Source organism: Bacillus sp. mrc49 (assembly GCF_002803435.1).
In genome coordinates, this window is record NZ_PHNG01000105.1 from 1 (window position 1) to 1,190 (window position 1,190).

At 42.0% G+C, this 1,190-nt stretch carries 1 protein-coding gene; it reads left to right on the forward strand.

Features of this window, described 5'->3' with window-relative positions; all coding sequences use genetic code 11:
- Positions 1-420 precede the first annotated feature (420 nt).
- The coding region (locus CVN76_RS00710; protein WP_100530074.1) for an NAD(P)/FAD-dependent oxidoreductase at positions 421-1,190 on the forward strand (770 nt) is incomplete at its 3' end.

The following is a 1,190-nucleotide window of genomic DNA, read 5'->3' on the forward strand; positions in this document are numbered from 1 at the left end:
GCTTTTTCAAAAGAATTCGTCCACCTTTACGATATTTTCTTGTGCTGCTTTCCATAACTAACATCTATTTTTTATATTATTAATCTACATTATAAAAAGCACGCTTATACATATGTGACGCATTTCACGTAACCCTTCAAACTTGTAATAAATGAATCATAAGTAAATATTAGTCTTTTTCAATAATTTTTTCAAGTGAAAAACGGATTCTTCAAGACCATATCCCCCCTTCAACAGAACCCATTTTAATAGGCTTAGCCACGAGTATTTCCAGACGCTAAAAACGAGAGCGAGGCTGCTGTTGCCATACGCCGAAATAATAGTCGAAACTTTCTAACTTTTTTCTCGTTTTTTCAAAGTTCATCTATGGTAAAATAAGAGAATATATTTCAGCAAACCTAGTATATCGGAGGGATAACGTTGGAAGTTAACGAAAAGGTTTATGATATCACCATCATTGGCGGAGGTCCGGTTGGATTATTCACCGCATTTTACGGCGGCATGAGGCAGGCATCGGTAAAAATCATCGAAAGCCTCCCACAATTAGGCGGGCAATTATCTGCCCTTTATCCTGAAAAGTACATTTATGATATCGCTGGTTTCCCTAAAGTGCGCGCACAGGAGCTAGTGAATAACCTGAAAGAACAAATGGCAAAGTTCGAACAGACCGTTGTACTCGAGCAAGCCGTGCAAGACGTCGAAAAACAAGCCGACGGGGTCTTCAAGTTAACGACCGATAAAGAAATCCATTATTCCAAAACCATCATCATCACAGCTGGCAATGGTGCATTCCAACCCCGCCGCATCGAAATTGATGAGGCAAAAGAATATGAAAGCAGCAACCTTCATTATTTCATCGACGATCTCAATCATTTCGCAGGCAAAAAGGTCGCCGTTTTCGGAGGCGGGGATTCCGCAGTGGATTGGGCCCTCATGCTGGAGCCAATCGCCGAAAAGGTGAGCATCATTCATAGAAGAGATAAATTCCGTGCCCACGAACATAGTGTGGAAAACCTTAAAAATTCCAAGGTTGAAGTACTCACCCCTTACATACCGGCTGATTTGATTGGAACGGAAGGACGGATCCATACTGTCGCCATCAAGGACCCAAAGGGTGAAGATACAGAAACGCTGGATGTAGATGCAGTCATCGTCAATTACGGATTCGTATCTTCCCTCGGCCCCATCAA